Genomic DNA, 19,951 nt, shown 5'->3' with positions numbered 1-19,951 from the left:
ACGCGCCATTCAGTTTATCAGTCGCGGAAAAGATCGGCCCTTGTATAAGGTTTTTCCATGCCAGCCAGACGGGCAGAAAACTGCTCCAGAAACTGTTGTGTCGTGGCTATCCGGCCGTGCCCCAGCAGCAGTACCGGGACCAGGAGCGCCGCGGCAATTTGTGGCCAGCTAAAGCCCTTCAGCGCCGTTTGCCGTTGCGACAGTAAAAACGCGGTACTGAGCGTAAAGCCCAGCAACAGCCCGGTCAGTACCTCACTAATGGAATGGGCATGAATGACCAGTCGTGACAGACCTACCATCAATGGAATGACATAGCCCACACCAATAGCAAAGACGCGCCACCGGCTTGACCAGCGCCCTGATATTAACCAAAGCATCACTGGCCACAAGGTAGCGGACATGGCGCTGTGACCGCTAAACCCGGTGAAGTTAAAGCGGGCGCTACCGATACCAAAACCAAGAAACAGTATTTTGGACACGCTGACAACCAACCCGGCTAAACCAAACGCCATGATCCAGTACCATACGGTGCGGCGGTTATCGCTTTTCCACGGCAAAATCAGTGCAATAATCACCGCCGTGGGAATCAACAACATACTGTCACCAAAATAGGTGAGGGTCTTCCAGAGCATAGTCTTCCTTTATTCTTCTTCGGGCAAAACGCCCTTATTCATCAGCCACATCAGGCCCGACAGGTGCTGTGCGTCGTCATTCTGTTTTGTGCTGCTAGTTTATCGGTGAAATCCGTTAGGTTAAAAGGGGAAAGTCTGAAAAGGGAGAATGCCATTTCTCTGGCATCAAAAGGCCGAAATCCCTATACTTAGCGCCAACTCACCCTCTCCGTTCAGCCCCATTAACTGGGTGCGCAGTTTGCGCACAGTTTCTGGCTCCAGTATCAGGTTTTTAAAAGTATGACTGACAAGTCTCATCAGTGCGTGATCGTTGGCATTGCAGGTGCATCCGCATCCGGTAAAAGTTTAATCGCCAGTACTCTCTATCGTGAAATCCGCGACCAGGTGGGCGATGAACATATCGGCGTTATTCCTGAAGATGCTTATTACAAAGATCAAAGTCACCTCACCATGGAAGAGAGGGTTAAAACCAATTATGACCATCCCAGCGCGATGGATCATGATTTGTTATTACAGCATTTGCGTGCGGTAAAAGCAGGACAGGACATTGAGTTACCCGTGTACAGCTATGTCGAGCACACCCGTACGAAAGAAACGCTGCAAATTAAGCCTAAAAAAGTCATCATCCTTGAAGGCATTTTACTGTTGACCGATGCGCGCCTGCGTCAGGAACTGAATTTCTCCATCTTTGTGGATACGCCGCTCGACATTTGTCTGATGCGTCGTATGAAGCGTGATGTGAATGAACGTGGTCGTTCAATGGACTCCGTGATGAGCCAGTATCAGAAAACGGTTCGCCCTATGTTTCTGCAATTCATTGAACCCTCCAAACAATATGCAGATATTATTGTGCCGCGCGGGGGTAAAAACCGTATCGCCATTGATATCCTCAAGGCCAAGATTAACCAGTTCTTCGAGTAGTTTACGTCTCAAAGGACGTGGCGCGAACAGGTTAACAGCACAGATGCGCCCTGTTCGCTACACTTACTTCATGGAGTTACCGCAATGAGATTATGCGACCGCGATATTGAAGCCTGGCTTGATAGCGGAAAACTGGCGATTACGCCGCGGCCACCCGTAGAACGTATCAATGGTGCAACGGTTGACGTCCGTTTAGGCAATCAGTTCCGTACTTTCAGTGGACATACCGCTGCCTTTATCGACCTGAGTGGCCCGAAGGACGAAGTGAGTGCCGCGCTCGATCGCGTGATGAGCGATGAGATCGTTCTCCCCGAAGGCGAGGCGTTCTTCCTGCATCCAGGAGAACTGGCTCTGGCGGTAACGCTGGAATCCGTCACCATTCCTGACGACCTCGTAGGCTGGCTGGACGGACGCTCCTCGCTGGCGCGCCTGGGTTTGATGGTCCATGTGACCGCGCACCGTATCGATCCAGGCTGGCAGGGCCGTATCGTGCTGGAGTTCTATAATTCGGGCAAACTGCCCCTGGCGCTGCGCCCCGGAATGCTGATTGGTGCACTAAGCTTTGAGCCGCTTTCCGGGCCAGCCGCGCGCCCTTATAATCGCCGTGAGAACGCGAAATATCGAGGCCAGCAGGGTGCTGATGCCAGTCGTATCGATAAAGACTAATTCATGAGGATGTGATGAGAAGAGTGATAACCACGCTGGCCATCTTACTGGTGGTGGTCGTAGCAGGCTTGACCGCGCTGGTTTTGCTGGTCAATCCCAACGACTTTCGTAGCTACATGGTACAACAGGTCGAACAGCGCAGCGGTTATCAACTTACCATCAACGGCGATTTGCGCTGGCATGTCTGGCCAAAACTCAGCATTCTTGCCGGTCGTATGAGTCTGACGGCGCCCGGTGCGTCGCAGCCCGTCGTTTCTGCAGACAACATGCGCCTGGATGTAAACCTCCTGCCTTTATTGTCGCATCAGTTGAGCGTCAGCCAGGTGATGCTGAAAAATGCCGTGGTGCGGGTGACACCTGACAGTGCCGCACAGGCCCCGCAGGATGCGCCGCGCGGCCCGCACAATACCGAGCCGACCTCTTCTGCCCGCTGGTCATTCGATATCGACAAGCTTCAGCTGTCGGACAGCCTGTTTATCTGGCAACAGCCCGGCGGTGATGCGTTCACCTTCCGCAATCTGAATCTGGATATGGAGCAGGATCAGTCCAGCGTGGCCACGATCACGCTGAATACCAGCCTGACGCGCAACCAGCGCACGGCGCGAGTCAATCTGAAAGGCCGGCTGGACAAATCACAGTATCCTCATCAGTTAAGCGGTCAGCTCGATCAGCTGGATTACGATCTGTCTGGTGCCAGCCTGCCGCCGCAGGGCATTAAAGGTACGCTGAGCTTTCAGGGACGCTGGAATGCCGACAGGAATACCTTTGCCGTCACCGACCTGAAGCTTAACGCCAACGACAGCGTTCTCAGCGGCAACGCGCAAGGCAACCTCACGCCACCGCAACAACTGGCGCTGGACCTTCATGCCACTTCACTCGATATGGACAACCTGCTTTTTATCTCATCACTGACCCAGCAGGTGAGTGGGCAAAGCAGCCAGATCGCCCCTGCGCCGGTGATTGCCGATCAGCGCGAACCCACGAATGCGGACTCGCCGCTCAACGATATCGATCTGGATGTCAAACTGCAGGCGGATAAGGCGGTGTGGCGAGGTCTTAGCCTCACCAAATTCGCTGTGGATGCGGTTAACCAACAGGGCTTGATGACACTGCGCACGCTGTCTGGCTCAGTAGGGCAGGGCAGTTTCTCTGTTCCTGGCAGCATTGATATTCGTCAACCCGTTACCCATGTCACCTTTAAGCCGGTGCTGAACCAGGTTGATATCCAGCCCTTGTTAAAGGCGCTTGCCTTGCCGCAGTCGTTACAGGGAACGGTGGATCTTAATGGCGATTTGGCGGGTGATAACCTTACCCTTGAGGATGCGAAACGCAGCTGGCAGGGCAAAGCGGATATCCGTGTGAGCCACCTCAAGCTGGCACAAATTGACTTGCAGCAGATGGTGCGTCGCGCCGTCGCACGCGTCAGCGACCGTATCAGCAGTGACGATCAGGCATCAGGGCAGGGCATCGACGAAATTAGCGGCCAGCTTGCACTGAAAAAAGGGCAACTCACCTTTAGCCATCTTAACGGTACCAGTAAGCAACTGGCATTACGGGGCGACGGCAGTGTCAATATGGTGCAGCAACAGTTAGACGTGACGCTGGGCCTGACGCTGAGTGGCTGGCAGGGTGACGAAAAACTGGTTGCAGCGCTCTCCAGCCAGGCGATCCCGTTTCGTATCTACGGCAGCTGGGATAATCCACAATATACGCTGCCGGTTGACGACGTGCTCCGTGATAAGTTGCAAAACGAGGCTAAAACACGTCTGAATCAGTGGCTCGATCGTCAGCAGACCAAAGACAGCCGCCAGGATTCGCCGCGCCCATAAAGGTGCGGCTTCAGTGCGGCGCGTCGGGGTTTGGCAGGATTTCTACCTTCTGAATCCGGTGGTGTTCAACCTGCAGGGTGCGTAACCGGTAATCGCCGAGTGCGATTTCTTCGCCTTCCTGCGGGATCGTCTGAAGTCGATCCATCACCAGCCCGGCAAGCGTGTGATAATTACGTTTGTCGTCCAGCGGCAAGGTGACATACATTGCCAGGTCTTCTAACGGCATTTGGCCATTGGCAATCCAGCCGCCCGCACCGTTAGGCTGAATGTCATAGCGCGCATCGGTCTCACCTGCCTCATTGGGCAGACTCCCGGCGATGGTTTCCATCAAATCGCTCAAGGTGACAACGCCTTCCACAGAACCAAACTCATCAACGACAAAAGCAAAGTGCGTGTGCCCCTGACGAAACAGCTCCAGCGCCTGTAACAGGGTGATGCGTTCATGAAACACCAGCGGCTGGCGGATCAGGCTGCGTAAATCGAGAGAATGCTGGTGCAGTGACTGATGCAGCAAATCGTTAACATGCACAATACCGAGCGGTTCGTTGCCGTTATCCGTGATAACGATGCGCGTATGCTGATTACTGTCGAGATTCGCCATAATGACGGCCGGATCGTCACTTAAGTCAATATGCTGAACATCGTGGCGCGTCGTCATAATGCTGTTTACGTGGCGCTGTCCAAGCCCCATGACTCTGGCGATCATCACGCGCTCCTGACGATTGAACAGCGCGACTGAATCGCCATCGGCAAGCATCGACGACGTTTTTGCATCCAGTTCTGCCCGTTCGGCTTCGCCGCGTAACAGGCGTAAAACCGCTTCGGCGGTACGCTGCCGTAACGGACGACCGGCAGACAGCACCTTGCGACGGTTAAACTGCGCAAGCTGGTTCAGGGCTTCAATAAGCACCGAGAAACCAATGGCGGCATAGAGATAGCCTTTAGGAATGGCAAAGCCAAACCCTTCCGCCACCAGGCTAAAGCCAATCATCAGCAAAAAACTCAGGCACAGGATAACGATGGACGGGTGACTGTTGACGAAGCGGGTAAGGGGCTTACTGGCCAGCAACATCAATAAAATGGCGACGGTGACCGCGACCATCATCACGGGCAAATCGTTTACCATACCGACAGCCGTGATCACCGCATCCAGCGAAAATATCGCGTCCAGCACCACAATTTGTGCCACTACTGGCCAGAATTTAGCGCCGCCTTTTTGTTGAGCGTTGTCGTCATCGCTACCTTCTAGTCTTTCGTTCAGTTCTGTTGTCGCTTTAAACAATAAAAACAGTCCACCGAACAGCAGTAACAGGTCACGGGCGCTAAAGGCGTGATTAGCCAGCGTCATCAATGGCTGGGTCAGTGTTACCAGCCAGGAAAGGGACGCCAGCAGCAGCAGCCGGCAGACCAACGCCATCAGCAGGCCAATAACCCGGGCCCGATCGCGCGACGCGGCGGGAAGCTTTTCGACCAGAATGGCAATAAATACCAGGTTATCGATGCCCAGTACCAGTTCAAGAACGATTAGCGTGACTAAACCTGCCCATAACGCGGGGTCGGCCATTACCTCCAACATGCTTTATTCACCTGAATGTCTAAAAATAAGCTTTATCTGATGATAGTGGAGAGAGGGCCAGGGGACAAATAGCGACCTTACAGGTTCTTTACGATTTAATTGAATACCGCATACATTAATTACAGGATAATTCTTCAGCAGATTGATTAATGCGGGGACGACAGTAGCGGAAAAAGGTTGCAGATTAATGTCACCGCATTTCTCATTCAGAGGAATTTCTTATGCGATTATTCCTGGTGCCAACATGGAATAAATCTGATTTTTTTCCACCTCAAAGCCGAAAATGGGCGGATTCAATACTTATTACTGGTAGTCTTTTTCCTAAAATAGTCCAGGGATGGCGGGGTCTACTTGTAAACATGCCAGTAATAACTAGTATAGCAACGAGTTAGTCAACGCCTGCGCCTGAATCTGTAATTTGCGCGATAATCCGTCATGGTATGTAGCGGAATGTCAACGCATTCTGCACAAGGATGTTTTGTGCGCAATCGCACGCGGTGCAGCGAAAAACAGTGGCAATCAGGGCGGTATTGGCAGCGACAGCCAAGGGCGGTAGCGTGTCTGAGTCGCCGCTTCGGTTTGATATTTAATCAGCATGTTGCTGATAAAGTCAGAGTAATCTGTTGGTATTGAGTACGGTATTATTGGTTTCATAGTCAATGACAATGGCGTAAATGCCGCAGGAGCTCCCCTCAGAAACGCTCGGGCTTAAGGGACAATGCTGGTCGCTTAAGAGTCTGGTGTGGTGGGTTAAGGAAATAAAATAAAGAGTTAAATATGCGCGATAACGAATTTACGTTTAAAAGTCTTATCACCAAATTATTATTGGCTTGTTCTGATTTAATATGTTTCAACGCGGCATTATTTATCGCGATGATGCTAATTAATATGACATCTCCTTCACTGTTGTCGGATATGTCTGATCGGGAATTAAATTTAAAAGTTGCTACACACATCTGCCTGTCTGTAATTTGCGTGTTCTGGTTCTGGGTCAGGCTGCGTCATTACACCTATCGCAAACCTTTTTGGTTCGAATTAAAAGAAATTTTTCGTACCATTCTCATTTTCTCCGTCATCGAACTGTCGATCACGGCCTTGTCACAATGGCAGATGTCACGTTTTGTCTGGTTGCTGACCTGGCTTATTACGCTGGTGATCATTCCGGTCTGCCGTTCGCTGTCTAAACGCCTGCTGAATAAATACGGCTTGTGGAAAAAGCAGACCATTATCATCGGTAGCAATAAAAACGCCCAGGAAGCCTGGCAGGCTTTGCAGAGCGAAGAAGTCATGGGCTTCGACGTGATTGCCTTCTATGACGTGGACGGTTCCTGCCCGCAGGAGTTAATTTCAGGTATCCCGGTGCTGCGCGATGAGCAAGCGCTGTGGAATCTGACGAACAGTGAAACGCAGTTTATTGTTGCGGTTGAGTTCGAGCAAAGTCAGCACCGCGACATGTGGCTGAAATCCCTGGCCATGCATAACTGCCGTTCTGTGTCAGTGATCCCGACGCTTCGCGGTGTGCCGCTTTACGGCACCGACATGGCCTACATCTTCAGCCATGAAGTCATGATTCTGCGTGTTCAGAATAACCTGGCAAAACGTACCTCACGTTTCCTGAAACGCACCTTCGATATTTTCGGTGCACTGTCGATCATCCTGATGCTGCTACCGGCTCTGCTGGTGCTGGGCTTCCTGGTCGGACGCGACGGTGGGCCGCCAATTTATGGTCACGAGCGCGTAGGTTTAAACGGTCGTAAGTTCAAATGCCTCAAGTTCCGTTCGATGGTGATTAACTCGAAGGAAGTGCTGGAGGAAGTCTTACGCACGGACCCGATTGCCCGCGCTGAATGGGACAAAGATTTCAAACTCAAGAACGATCCACGTATTACTAAAGTCGGGCACTTTATTCGTAAAACCAGCCTTGATGAACTGCCGCAGTTGTGGAACGTCGTGCGTGGCGATATGAGCCTGGTCGGACCGCGTCCGGTGATTGAAGATGAACTGGCTCGCTATGCTGGCGATGTCGATTACTACCTGATGGCCAAACCGGGCATGACAGGGTTGTGGCAGGTCAGTGGGCGCAACGATGTAGATTATGAAACGCGAGTCTATTTCGACTCATGGTATGTAAAAAACTGGTCTCTGTGGAACGACATTGCGATTTTGTTCAAAACCGTTGGTGTCGTACTTAAACGTGATGGTGCTTACTAGCCGCAGAAAAAAACTCTGTCAGCCATGCTCTGATAGCAGCCCTTTTCAGGTGCCCGGCTGGCAGGTTTTTCTAAAAAAAAGCGGTACGGCATTGATAAACAGAAATGTTCTGCTTTGCTTTAATCCGTCCCGGGTAAAGCGCGTTATTGGTAAAAGACAGGAGCTAAGAATAATGAACGACATGTTCAGGGCCTGATTCAGGATAGTTTACATTTTTCGAGCGCTTACACAGCGGCGTATTCGCCTCTATCAAACATTAACTGATAGCGAAGATCTAAATGATTACAATGAAAATGAAAATGATACCTGTTCTGGTATCTGCCACGTTTATGGCCGGCTGTACCGTCGTGCCGGGGCAAAATTTGTCCACTTCGGGAAAAGATGTCATTGAGCAGCAGGACAACAATTTTGACATCGACAAATACGTTAACGTTTACCCGTTAACACCAACGCTGGTGGATAGAATGCGTCCCAAGCCCCTGGTGGCACAGGCTAATCCATCACTCCAGACCGAGATTCAGAACTACGAATACCGCATCGGCATTGGTGACGTGCTCACCATCACCGTGTGGGATCACCCTGAGCTCACCACCCCCGCAGGTCAGTACCGCAGCGCCAGCGATACCGGTAACTGGGTACATTCAGATGGCACGATTTTCTATCCTTACATTGGCAGAGTCCGTGTAGCTGGTCGTACCGTTGGTGAGGTGCGTGATGAAGTCGCGCGTCGTCTGGCGCAGTACATCGAAAGCCCTCAGGTCGATGTCAGCATCGCCTCGTTCAAGTCACAGAAAACCTACGTGACCGGCGCCGTAACCACTTCAGGCCAGCAGCCTATTACCAACGTCCCGCTCACTGTCCTGGATGCGATTAACGCCGCAGGTGGCTTAGCGGCGGATGCAGACTGGCGTAATGTCATTCTGACTCACAACGGTCGTGAGCAGCGCGTTTCGCTGCAGGCATTGATGCAGAACGGCGATCTGAGCCAAAACCATCTGCTTTATCCGGGTGACATTCTGTATGTGCCGCGCAATGACGATCTGAAAGTCTTTGTGATGGGTGAAGTGAAACAGCAGGCAACCCTGAAAATGGATCGCAGCGGCATGACGCTGGCGGAAGCACTGGGTAACGCGGCGGGCATGGATCAAACCACCTCTGACGCGACCGGTGTGTTTGTTATCCGACCGACTCGCGGCACTGATCGCAGCAAAATTGCCAACATCTATCAGTTAAACACCAAAGATGCGGCCTCCATGGTCATGGGTACCGAATTCCAACTTGAACCTTACGATATCGTCTACGTAACCTCGACGCCGCTGACGCGTTGGAACCGTGTGATATCGCAGTTGATACCAACCATCGCCGGTGTTAACGATGCGACTCAGGCCGCACAGCGCATCCGCAACTGGTCGAACTAAGGTTTAGCCATGATTAAGTCCGTGTTAGTCGTCTGCGTAGGCAACATCTGCCGCTCTCCCACAGGAGAGCGCCTGTTCAAACGTGCGCTGCCGCACCTTCCTGTGGCATCTGCCGGACTCGGCGCGCTGGTCGGTCATGCGGCGGATAAAACCGCGACTGAGGTGGCGGCCGAAAAAGGGTTATCCCTGGACGGTCATGAGGCCCAGCAGTTAACGGCCAGCCTGTGCCGGGAGTATGACCTGATTCTGGTGATGGAAAAACGCCATATTGAACAGGTTAACCGCATCGATCCGGCTGCACGCGGCAAAACGATGCTGCTTGGGCACTGGCTCAATCAGAAGGAAATAGCGGATCCGTACAGAAAAAGCCGTGAGGCCTTTGAAGAGGTTTACGGGTTACTGGAACACGCCACTCAGAAATGGGTCAGCGTACTAAGCCGATAGTTGGGATTATCCATGAATATAAAAAACAAAGTCATGACCGCGCCACGCGAGGAATCGAATGGGTGGGATTTGGCGCATCTTGTGGGACAGCTTATTGATCACCGCTGGGTCATCGTCGCTGTTACCGCTTTTTTCATGCTGGTGGCAACGCTTTACACACTGTTTGCGACGCCCATTTACAGCGCCGACGCCATGGTTCAGGTTGAGCAGAAGAATAGCAGCACCGTCCTGAATGAACTGCAGTCAATCATGCCCACGACGCCGGCCTCAGATACCGAAATCCAGATCCTTGAATCACGTATGGTGCTGGGGAAAACCGTTCAGGACCTCGGCCTGGATGCGATGGTTTCGCAGAACTACTTTCCGGTCATCGGTAAAGGCTTGTCGCGTCTGATGGGCAACAAGCCCGGACAGGTCGCGGTATCCCGTCTTGAAATCCCGCGCACTATTGAAAAACGCAGTGTTGAACTGGAGGTTACGGGTAAAGACAGCTATACCGTTTCGGCTGATGGCGATGAGCTGTTCAAAGGTAAAGTGGGGCAGTTTGAAAAACACGGCGACGTGAGCATGCTGGTCAGCGATATCAATGCGGAGCCTGGCACCACGTTTACCGTCACCAAACTCAACGATCTGCAGGCAATTAACAGCATCCTGTCTAACCTGACCGTTGCGGACAAAGGGAAAGATACCGGCGTACTGGGACTGCAGTATGTGGGTGAAGATCAGGAGCAGATCAGCAAAGTGCTGAACCAGATCGTCAATAACTACCTGTTACAGAACGTGCAGCGTAAATCCGAACAGGCCGAGAAAAGCCTAGAGTTCCTGAAACAGCAACTGCCGGAAGTTCGCGGCAAACTGGATCAGGCCGAAGACAAACTCAACACCTACCGTCGCGAGAATGAGTCCGTTGACCTGTCGCTCGAAGCAAAATCGGCACTGGATTCTTCCGTCAGTGTTCAGAGCCAGCTTAACGAGCTGACCTTCCGTGAAGCCGAAGTTTCACAGTTGTTCACCAAGGATCACCCAACCTACCGGGCGCTGTTGGAAAAGCGTAAAACGCTGGAAGACGAGCAGACGCAGCTGAACAAGAAAATTGCGCAGATGCCTAAAACCCAGCAGGAAATTCTGCGTCTGACCCGCGATGTGCAGTCAGGACAGGAAATCTACATGCAGCTGCTGAATCGTCAGCAAGAGCTGAGCATCAGTAAAGCCAGTACCGTGGGTGATGTCCGTATTATCGATCAGGCCGCGACCGCCAATTCACCGGTTGCGCCGAAAAAGCTGCTGATTATTGCCGCCAGCCTGATTCTGGGTCTGATGGTGTCCGTGGGCGTGGTACTGCTGAAGGCGCTGCTGCATCACGGTATCGAGAACCCAGAGCAGTTGGAAGAGCTGGGCATGAACGTTTATGCCAGCGTCCCGCTTTCCGAGTGGCAACGTAAGAAAGATACCGAAGCACTGGCACGTCGCGGTCACAAGGTGAAAACCGATCCGCATGAGACGTTGTTAGCGCTGGGTAACCCAACCGATCTGTCCATCGAAGCGATTCGTAGCCTGCGTACCAGCCTGCACTTCGCGATGATGGAAGCGAAAAACAACATTCTGATGATTACCGGTGCCAGCCCGGGTATTGGTAAAACCTTTATCTGCGTCAACCTCGCCACTCTGGTTGCGAAAGCAGGGCAGAAGGTGTTGTTTATCGATGGTGATATGCGCCGTGGTTACACCCACGAACTGTTGGGCGCGGAAAATAAATCCGGTCTCTCTAACGTGCTGTCAGGCAAAACTGAGTTTACGCCGGCGATGATCCAGCAAGGACCATACGGTTTTGACTTCCTGCCGCGCGGTCAGGTTCCACCGAATCCGTCGGAGCTGTTGATGCACCGCCGCATGGGTGAACTGCTGGAGTGGGCAAGTAAAAATTACGACATAGTCCTGATTGATACGCCACCGATTCTGGCCGTAACGGATGCCTCCATTATCGGTAAGCTGGCCGGTACCTCGCTGATGGTGGCGCGCTTTGAAACCAACACCACGAAAGAAGTGGATGTCAGCTTCAAACGCTTTGCCCAGAACGGTATCGAAATTAAAGGGATTATCCTTAACGCCGTGGTACGAAAAGCGGCTAACTCGTACGGTTATGGCTATGACTACTACGACTACGAGTACGGTAAACCGACGAAAAGCTAAGAGCTGAAAGAAAAGGGGCGGGTTTGACCGCCCCTTTTGATCGCAGGCTCAGGATGACGACACATAACGATTTGCACAGGTGATTCTGGATACAACGCACAATAAGCGACGATCTAACGTCAATCATCAGAATTCATCATCAACACGCTTTTGTCTGTCGCGATGTCGGCGCAGACCCGCTGAGATATCAACCCGGAAGGTAATCAGCACAGGCCGCTGTTGGCATGAGAACTTGTGGATTTAAGGAATCACACCATGGCTCCATATTGGTATATATCAGGGTTTTTGCTGCTGATTTCGCTGTTTGAAATCCTGGTGAAAAAAGACGAACGCACAAATTATATTTTGACCTGGCTGCTGTGCTTTGCGGCCATTATTCTGATCGTGTTTGGTGGTATTCGCGGGCTTGGCACCGGCATGGATGACTACCAGTACCGCAGTTTCTTCGAAGACTTTATCCGGCGCATCCAGATCAACGGTTTTTTCGAGACCGTTGCGTTTTTCCGCTACGAACCGCTGATTTTTGCGATGGCGTGGGTAACCAGCTTAGTTTCGCACAATGCCAGCGTGTTCCTGTTTGTCTTCTGCGCCATCGCGGTATCGATAAACGCTTATTTTTTCAAAAAGATGTCACCTTACCCGGTACTGGCGCTGGCGCTCTATTCGGCGCACATCTTTATCAACAAAGACATTAACCAGATACGTTTTGGCTTAAGTTCCGCCCTGTTCCTTGGCGTACTGTGGACGATATACCTGAAGCGTTACTGGTGGGCCTTTGCCTTTTTTATTCTGTCATTTATGAGCCACAACACCGCCGTGATGGTGGTGACGCTGGTGCCATTCCTGTTTATTCGTGACTGGCGCTGGTGGCCGGTGATTATCATCGGTTTCAGCCTGCCGCTCTCGGTGGTGGGGGGATCAAGCTTTATTGCCCTGATTGCCGGTCATCTTGGATCGCTAGGGGAAAGGGCATCGGGTTATAACAACGATCCCTCCTATGCAATGGATGGCAGCATCCTGTCAGTGTCGAACCTGAAGAACATCATGCTGGTGTTTATCTTCTTCTATTTCATGCTGAGCAATGAGCTGAAACGCGAAAACTATGCGCAGTATCGCCTGAACTACCTGCTGATTTTAAGCTTTGCTATCGGCGGGGCGATCCGTATCTTCCTGTACAACTTCCCGTCAGGTTCGCGTCTTTCTAACTATCTGCAACAGGTTGAACCCATCATCCTGACCTCACTGATCTATCAAGCCAGGCGAGTATGGAAGCCGGCGCTGTTTGGCATGCTGTTTTTCTTCCTGCTCTATTACCTCTACTACAACACCATTTCAACCAAGCAAGCGGTTGTTGGGTATGAAGTGGCCCAGGAGTTTTGGCTGATTCGGTAACGGACCCGGCGATCCGCACCGCGTGAACGGCTTCACTCAGCGCGGCGGTCGCCTGAAATATCACAGGTTTTTCTTCGACGTTTGTCGATTGAATTGTTTATTTTTGAATACTTTTATGAGGTGCTGGCAATGAAGGACATTCGTTTCTCCATCGTAATTCCGGCTTATAACGCGTCAGAATCGATTGTCACGACGCTGGATTGCGTTAAAGCACAAACGTATCGTCATTTCGAGGTCATCATCGTGGATGACAAATCCGCGGATGCTGCCGCGCTGGCCGACGTGGTGCGCAGTGAGCGCTATCAGGATCTGGACATCAATCTGGTGTTATCTGAGGTGAAACTCAACGGTGCCGGGGCTCGTAATAAAGGCATCGAGCTGGCAACGGGTGACTACATTAGTTTTCTGGATGCCGACGATGAATGGCATGCGGACAAGCTGCAGCAGGTCAGCGAGAAAATTGCTGAGCTTGAGGCACAAGGCAAACAGAACACCATTATTTTCAGTCAGGTGAACATCTATCAGGACGGTGAGTTCCTGAAAGTCATGCCCATGCAGCCGCCCGCCGAAAATGAAACTGTGGCGGAATACCTGTTTGGCTGTTATGGCTTTATTCAAACCAGCACCATTGTGCTGAAGCGTGAAGATGCCGCTAAAATTCAGTTCGACGCGCGGTTTATCCGCCATCAGGATTATGATTTCTGCATCCGTGCCGATCGCATGGGTTACCGGTTTGAAATGATCGCTTTCCCGCTGGCTAACTATCATCTGGTCACGAAGTTTGGCTCTAAACACAAAGGTGAATCGGTCAAGTACTCCCTGTTTTGGCTGGAGACGATGAAACCGCACCTTACCGCACGTGATATTCACACCTACAAAGCGTTCAAGCTGCCCCTGCGCTACAAAATGGACGGCAACTCGCTGATGGCGAGCGTCAGTTTTGCACGCTACTTCTTGCTGACCAATAAAGACAACCGCACTTACTTCCTGAACCGCGTGAAAGACAAGTTAAAAGCGCGTTTAGGCGGCGAAAAGGCGCTCTCCTGATTCCATTGAATGTCGTGACGTTTTAACGCTGCCGGACAGGCTCCTGGTGGCTCCGTCTATTTTATTTATTCAGGTATGAAAATGAATAATCACTCTGGTACCGTTGGCATTGTTATGCCTATGTATAATGCTCGCCAGACGGTATTACGCGCCGTGCAGTCCGTTATCAATCAAACCTATCAGGACTGGCACCTGTATCTGATCAACGATAAATCCACCGATGATTCACTCGAGTGGGTGAGAGAACAGTGTCAGGACCCGCGTATTACCCTTCTCGATAACGCGGTCAACATGGGCGCCGCAGAAACCCGCAATGTCGGATTGCGTGCCGCTACAGAAGAGATCATCGCCTTTCTTGACAGCGATGACGAATGGCACAGCGATAAGCTGCGTCAGCAGATGCAGGCTATTGCCGATGGCGATAATCTGGTCATTACGGAATATCACTACAAAACGCGCAAAGCCGACCACGATATCCGCTACGCAAAGCCTTATCTGCAACAGGACAACTTCGTGAAAAAACAGTATCGGGTGTGCTTCTCATCCGTCTGTTTTCGCCGTCCGCCGGGTGGCATTTTGTTTGAACGCAAAGGCCATGAAGACTTCCTTTTCCTCTACGAACTGTTTAACCGTTATAAACAGGCCCGCATAATTCAGAGCATTCTGGTGAATTATTACGAACTGGGTGATTCCCTGTCGCGTAATAAAAATAAAGCCGCCAAATGGCACCTCGAACTATTAAGAATTATCTATAAAAACAATCCGTTAAAAATCTATTACTATTACGCCTGGTATATGGTGAATGGTGTGCTGTTTAGCCTGAAACACCGCTAAGCCGATCGGCAGGATTGTGTATAAATTTGAGGTGGATAACGTTTCATGAAAAAAATTGTCCTGGTGATCAAAGACGCTTACTCGTATGCGGGCACCGAAAATATCTGTAATTTTATGTCGGAATGTCTCGGCGATGAGCACGACGTCACCATCTACTCGCTAGAGGGGCACGGTGAACCCTTTTACCCTTTTGAGAAGGTCAGGCAGATCGTCAGCTTTGAAGGGGAAAGCAATCCCATCAAGCGTGCCGTTGCCCGCATCCAGCAGGAAGGCTTCGACACCGTATTTTTAATCAGCATGGGTCGCCTGAGCGTGATGTTTGCCTTCTGGAACCTGATGGCGCTGAAAAAGAAGCGTTTCAAAGCTTATGCCTGCGAGCACATCGCCATTAACTCCTTCAGTAAGCCCATTAAATTCCTCAAGTTCCTGCTACTGCGCTACTACGATCGCGTCATCGTGCTGACGGATAAAGATCATCAGGTGTTTCAGCGCTGGCACATTCCCAGTCAGGCCATTCCTAACCCGGTAGTGTACAAATCCTGGCATCGCACCACGCGCCATCGTCAGGCGCTGGCCGTGGGCCGTCTGGACAATCAAAAGGGATTTGACCTGTTACTGGATATCTGGCGCGACTTTACGAAAGCGCATCCTGACTGGACGCTGGTCATTGCCGGCGACGGCGAATTACGTCAGCAGTTGCACGATCAGGCGGCGGTACTGGGCATCACTTCCAGCGTGAATTTTGTCGGTAAAGTCACCAACATCAATGATTACTATCGCGACAGTGATATGGCGCTGATGACCTCGCGCTACGAAGGTTTGCCGCTGGTGCTGCTGGAAGCAAAATCCTGGTCACTGCCGGTCGTCGCCTATGACTGTCCAACCGGCCCGCAGGAGATCATTAACCACGGTGAAGACGGTTTCCTGGTGCCAATGAACAAGAAAAGCGAATTCCTGGCGCGGATGGAACAGCTCGCCAGCGATGATGCGCTGTTCTACGCCATGAGCGAAAAAACCCAACAAACCGCGCTGAAATTTGACGGCAAGCAAATTAAACAAAGCTGGCTGGCACTGGTGTAACGGGCTGGAGAAGCTCACTTTTGATGTGCCTCATGGGACACCTTTTATGGCTGAGTTTATAGCCTTCATGACGACGGGATTTATTGCATGAAAAGAAGAGAAGTCTTGCAAACCGCAGCCTCCGCCCTTGTAGGGGCGCTCTCCGTGAGCACCTTTTCCAGTTACGCCGCTAAAAACAATGGCCTGGCGCTAAAGTCGGTTGATGCCACCGCGATTCCTAAAGGCGATGTACCCATTCTGACACCTGAAAACGTCTATGCGATGCCGCCGCAGTTTTGGCAAAACTTTCAGGGAAAACTGTGGATTGGTCAATCCGGCAGTGATGCCAGCAAACCGGGTAACCAGATACCGGTATTCCTGCGCGATGCCAACGGTAATCTGGCACAAATCAGCCAGCCGATTACCCTGAACAAAGGCAATTTTGACCAGTTCGTTAAAGATAATGCGGCGCTGATAGCCAACCCCTCGCACTCGATGGCGCTGGAAGACAGCAACGGGCAGATGGTGTTTAACATTCCTGATGTCAGCCAGCCGGGTCAGGCGGCCTTCAGCCAGCGTCTGGCGCAGCCTGCGGGTTACCAGCTGATTGGCGAGATCCCCTCGGTAGACGATCTGCGCAAGACGCGACCGCTGTTTGAAGGGGCAAAAATCAAGCTGAAAAGCTGGCACGCCGGGCTTGAAGTGGGCGGCGGCGAGTTCGTCGGCAGCTTTCAGCCGGCGCAGGACGATCAGGGGGTGATTTTCAGCGGCGACGGATTTCACTGGCGTCGCGTGGTCGATGACTTCAACCGACTGTCGCTGTTTGATTTTGGCGCTATCGCTGACGGCAAAACCGACAGTGCGCCCGCCATTAAAGCCATGTACCAGTGGTCGCAACAGAGCGATCAGCCCATCTGTGTGCAGTTCCCTGCTGGTACCTTCTTTGTGTCCGGCTGTGATTTCGGCGAAGAACAGCGCCGCTTCTTCCGTATCTCCGGGGCGATGGTTAACTTCGGTTATTTCCCGGCGACCACCATCGTTTCAGATGGTAAATCCCCGTTTGTGTTCGAAGTCAGCGCCCGCTGGGTGGAAATCTCTAACCTGATTTTCAATGGCAATACGGATTCCAGTCCCAATAAACAGGGCCTGTTCCGTAATACCTGTCCGGGCGGCCAGTTTTTCCGTGGCGCGTGCCTGCGCTTCAACCAGGTCGGCGGCACCGCGCTCAGCCTGCTGGATACACTGGACTGTAAGATTGACCAGTGGTACGCCTCGGCCTGTACCGGTGATGTGATCCAGGCGGGCTGGTCCGGTCAGAAGAAGGGCAACTGGGATCACAGCACGGCCATCGAGCTGTCTAACTTTAACGCTCAGCACTGTAAGGGCGGCAAAGTCCTCAATCTGCCGCGCTGCAGCCAGTCGCTGATTCATAACGGCTGGATAGAGCACTGCGACAATCCGGGTGATATCTCAAACGGTCAGTGGATTATTGACGCCCTCAGCCTTGAGGATTGTAAAAATCCGCTGATTGCCTGGCATTCCCGCCTGAATACACGTCAGACCAACCTGCAATCCGGTAGCTGGATTGATAATTCAGAGCAGGGCGACCGGTGGTTAAGCGCCTGGGAGATGGGATCAACCCGCGTTGAATCCTATGGCGTCGCCATTGATGGCAGCCTGAAATACAACTACCTCACCTCGCGCTGGTTGTTGGAAAACAACAGCAATCAGGCCGTGTGGTTCGAACTGGCTAATCTTTATTCCCCGACCGTCGGTGATTCGTGGGAAATCGAACTCTTTGGTCAGTCGCAGTTCAATAACGGCACGGACGGTGAACCGCTGATGAACCTGATCAGTGGCAAAAACACCGGCGGCCGGGCGGTGATTCATATTCAGCGTAAGAAAGACCATGCCGAAGCCAGCTGGTCAGCGGAAGGCAGTAGCCCGGTGCTGGATGTGCGTTATGTCGCCAAAACCGATACCGACACCCAGGTTTTCGTCAAACTGGCCGGCTGGACGCCATCTGCCGCCGTGATGATCAAGAGCACAGCGAAAGATCGTTTTGTGACCGGCCGTTGTGCGCGGGTCGATGCCAAAATGGCGAAGGCCACGCCGGACAGCAGCAGCCATGCTGCCCCACAGCGTTTCAGCCTGCACAATGGCAAAGCGGGCGTGGGCGCGAATGAGCAGGGGGATTTATTGCTGGCCTCCCGCGCGTTGTCTGATGACAAGGTGGATACCAGCAAACCTGAAGGATTCGTGTCTGTCGTTATTAACGGTAAGCAGGTCGCTTTACCGTATTTTGCTATCAAATCGTCATGAGAGAGGGCTGCCTGATGGCAGCCAACACCAACAGCATCTGGGACGTTGGTGAACTGAAATAACTTGCTGTTTTTAATCGTATTCATTTTGCCCGTTTCGGAACTGGGCGGTTGGTAGAATTAGAAAAAATTATTCGGAGTTTTTATGAAGATTTTATTGGTGGGTAACCATACCTGTGGGAATCGTGGGGATGGCGCGATTCTACGTGGACTGATTGATTCAATTCAGGCCGCGCGCAACGATGTAGATATTGATGTTATAAGCCGTTATCCAACCAGCTCCGGTTATCTGCTTCAGCAACATATTCAGCAGGATAAGCTCTTCCTGCACAATAACTCCTCGGGTAAAGGCCTGATTGGCTCCGTGAAACGCAAAGTCGCTAACCGACTGATGCCGAATATCATGATGGCGCACCTGGGCAAAGGCGGGCCGTATAAATCCTTTTCCGTTCCGCCGCACCTAAAAGCTTTTACGGAAAGTCTGGCGCAGTACGATGCGGTGATTCAGGTTGGCGGATCGTTTTTCGTCGATCTCTACGGTGTCACCCAGTTTGACCATGCGCTCTGCGCACTACTGGCGAAAAAACCGCTTTATCTCATTGGTCACTCAGTCGGCCCCTTCCAGAACGCCCGCACTAACCAACTGGCCAATTTTGTCTTTGACCGGGTTGATCAACTTATTTTGCGTGAGTCTGTCAGCCTGGACCTGATGAAGCGCGACGGCGTGACCAGCTCGAAAGTGGTGCCCGGCGTCGATACCGCATTCCTGGTTCGCGCCCGCCACGTTGACAATCCCAGCCACAGCCTGCAGCACTGGCAAAGCGTCATCCGTGAACGTAAAACCATTGCGATTACGGTCCGCGAACTGGCCCCGTTTGATAAGCGTCTCGGCGTGACGCAGCAAGAGTATGAAGCCGCATTCGGTCGGGTGATCAATGCCATGATCGCCAGCGGTTACCAGGTCGTGGCGTTATCAACCTGCACGGGCATCGACAGCTATGCAAAAGATGACCGTATGGTGGCGCTGACTTTACGCGACCATGTCCAGCAGCCTGAGCATTATCACGTTGTCATGGATGAGTTTAACGACCTCGAGCTGGGAGTGCTCCTCAGCGAGTGTCATTTGACCATTGGAACCCGTCTGCACTCAGCCATCATCTCAATGAACTTTGGCACACCTGCGGTCGCTATCAACTATGAACACAAATCCATGGGCGTCATGAATCAGTTAGGTCTGCCGCAAATGGCGACCGATGTGCAGAGCCTGATGGACGGTTCGCTGATTGATAAGGTTCAGGCTATCCTGGCCGACTACGATACCATCAAGCAAAACGTCGACATCGCCGTGGCGCGCGAAAGGGAAGTCGGTAACAGAATCACGGAAGAGATTCTAAACGTAATAGGATAATGT

General features: G+C 52.0%; 15 protein-coding genes. 13 read left to right on the top strand and 2 right to left on the bottom strand.

Going from position 1 to position 19,951, the window contains the following annotated elements; all coding sequences use genetic code 11:
* Positions 1 to 17: 17 nt before the first annotated feature.
* A complete protein-coding gene (locus A6A26_RS19020) occupies positions 18 to 632 on the bottom strand; it encodes a phosphatase PAP2 family protein (RefSeq protein WP_063880181.1) in 615 nt (204 codons plus the stop codon).
* 279 nt (positions 633 to 911) lie between these two features.
* On the opposite strand from A6A26_RS19020, the gene udk reads away from it, so the two are divergent.
* The 3 genes from udk (at position 912) to asmA (ending at position 4,048) form a co-directional block, all read left to right on the top strand.
* On the top strand, positions 912 to 1,553 hold the full coding sequence (gene udk / locus A6A26_RS19015) for a uridine kinase (RefSeq protein ID WP_063880180.1): 642 nt from the start codon (positions 912 to 914) through the stop codon (positions 1,551 to 1,553).
* A gap of 84 nt (positions 1,554 to 1,637) precedes the next feature.
* The gene (gene dcd / locus A6A26_RS19010) at positions 1,638 to 2,219 is read left to right on the top strand and encodes a dCTP deaminase (protein WP_063880179.1); all 582 of its coding nucleotides are present in this window, start codon (positions 1,638 to 1,640) and stop codon (positions 2,217 to 2,219) included.
* Between the two features lie 14 nt (positions 2,220 to 2,233).
* On the top strand, positions 2,234 to 4,048 hold the full coding sequence (gene asmA / locus A6A26_RS19005) for an outer membrane assembly protein AsmA (RefSeq protein ID WP_063880178.1): 1,815 nt from the start codon (positions 2,234 to 2,236) through the stop codon (positions 4,046 to 4,048).
* Between the two features lie 10 nt (positions 4,049 to 4,058).
* Here asmA and A6A26_RS19000 read toward each other — a convergent pair whose 3' ends face one another.
* Complete coding sequence (locus A6A26_RS19000; RefSeq protein ID WP_063880177.1) at positions 4,059 to 5,624, bottom strand: TerC family protein; 1,566 nt, start codon at positions 5,622 to 5,624, stop codon at positions 4,059 to 4,061.
* A 777-nt stretch (positions 5,625 to 6,401) separates the two neighbouring features.
* Here A6A26_RS19000 and wbaP point away from each other — a divergent pair.
* The 10 genes from wbaP to wcaK all read left to right on the top strand — a co-directional run bounded on the left by wbaP (position 6,402) and on the right by wcaK (position 19,948).
* Positions 6,402 to 7,835 carry an undecaprenyl-phosphate galactose phosphotransferase WbaP gene (wbaP, locus tag A6A26_RS18995; protein ID WP_063880176.1) on the top strand — a complete coding sequence of 478 codons (1,434 nt, stop codon included), beginning with the start codon at positions 6,402 to 6,404 and terminating at the stop codon, positions 7,833 to 7,835.
* A gap of 278 nt (positions 7,836 to 8,113) precedes the next feature.
* A complete protein-coding gene (locus A6A26_RS18990) occupies positions 8,114 to 9,253 on the top strand; it encodes a polysaccharide export protein (RefSeq protein WP_063880175.1) in 1,140 nt (379 codons plus the stop codon).
* A gap of 9 nt (positions 9,254 to 9,262) precedes the next feature.
* Positions 9,263 to 9,697 (top strand): arsenate reductase/protein-tyrosine-phosphatase family protein, encoded by a 435-nt coding sequence (locus A6A26_RS18985; RefSeq protein WP_063880174.1) that lies wholly within the window; start codon positions 9,263 to 9,265, stop codon positions 9,695 to 9,697.
* Between the two features lie 12 nt (positions 9,698 to 9,709).
* Positions 9,710 to 11,887 carry a tyrosine-protein kinase Wzc gene (gene wzc, locus A6A26_RS18980; protein WP_063880173.1) on the top strand — a complete coding sequence of 726 codons (2,178 nt, stop codon included), beginning with the start codon at positions 9,710 to 9,712 and terminating at the stop codon, positions 11,885 to 11,887.
* Positions 11,888 to 12,142: 255 nt separating this feature from the next.
* Positions 12,143 to 13,279 carry an EpsG family protein gene (locus A6A26_RS18975; protein ID WP_063880172.1) on the top strand — a complete coding sequence of 379 codons (1,137 nt, stop codon included), beginning with the start codon at positions 12,143 to 12,145 and terminating at the stop codon, positions 13,277 to 13,279.
* Positions 13,280 to 13,408: 129 nt separating this feature from the next.
* Positions 13,409 to 14,326: a glycosyltransferase family 2 protein gene (locus A6A26_RS18970; protein WP_063881214.1), complete on the top strand. Its 918-nt coding sequence runs from the start codon at positions 13,409 to 13,411 to the stop codon at positions 14,324 to 14,326.
* 81 nt (positions 14,327 to 14,407) lie between these two features.
* Positions 14,408 to 15,160: a glycosyltransferase family 2 protein gene (locus A6A26_RS18965; protein ID WP_063880171.1), complete on the top strand. Its 753-nt coding sequence runs from the start codon at positions 14,408 to 14,410 to the stop codon at positions 15,158 to 15,160.
* A 45-nt stretch (positions 15,161 to 15,205) separates the two neighbouring features.
* Positions 15,206 to 16,240, top strand: coding sequence for a glycosyltransferase (locus A6A26_RS18960; protein ID WP_063880170.1), 1,035 nt, complete (start codon positions 15,206 to 15,208; stop codon positions 16,238 to 16,240).
* Positions 16,241 to 16,327: 87 nt separating this feature from the next.
* Positions 16,328 to 18,541, top strand: a complete 2,214-nt coding sequence (locus A6A26_RS18955; protein ID WP_063880169.1) for a phage tailspike protein — start codon at positions 16,328 to 16,330, stop codon at positions 18,539 to 18,541.
* A gap of 144 nt (positions 18,542 to 18,685) precedes the next feature.
* Positions 18,686 to 19,948, top strand: a complete 1,263-nt coding sequence (wcaK, locus tag A6A26_RS18950) for a colanic acid biosynthesis pyruvyl transferase WcaK (RefSeq protein WP_063880168.1) — start codon at positions 18,686 to 18,688, stop codon at positions 19,946 to 19,948.
* Positions 19,949 to 19,951: the final 3 nt, after the last annotated feature.

The sequence above is a fragment of the Pantoea sp. OXWO6B1 genome (assembly GCF_001641135.1).
GTDB lineage: Bacteria > Pseudomonadota > Gammaproteobacteria > Enterobacterales > Enterobacteriaceae > Pantoea > Pantoea allii.
This window is presented reverse-complemented; position numbering and strand designations above follow the sequence as displayed.